Source organism: Streptococcus penaeicida, from assembly GCF_002887775.1.
Taxonomy (GTDB): domain Bacteria; phylum Bacillota; class Bacilli; order Lactobacillales; family Streptococcaceae; genus Streptococcus; species Streptococcus penaeicida.
In genome coordinates this window covers 1-251 of the sequence record NZ_LOCM01000077.1, presented here as the reverse complement: position 1 = coordinate 251, position 251 = coordinate 1, and the positions used below count along the sequence as shown (strand labels likewise).

The 251-nt window shown below is 34.3% G+C and carries 1 pseudogene; it reads left to right on the top strand.

The features are described from left to right. Positions 1 to 251, top strand: a pseudogene (locus tag AT575_RS10710) (DDE-type integrase/transposase/recombinase); the annotation flags it as partial.

Below are 251 nucleotides of genomic sequence, written 5' to 3'. Positions count from 1 at the left end.
AAAAATACCATTCCTATAAGGGTGAGGTAGGAAAGATTGCCGACAATATCATTGCTAGAAACTTTAGCACAACTGCGCCTTTACAAAAGTGGACAACAGATGTATCTCAGTTTAATTTTTCATGGGGGAAGTGTTACATATCGCCTGTTTTAGATATGAACACAAATGAAATCATATCATATGATTTATCTATGAGTCCTAATCTTGAACAGATAAGTAGAATGCTCGATAGAGCTTTCAATAAATTTCCA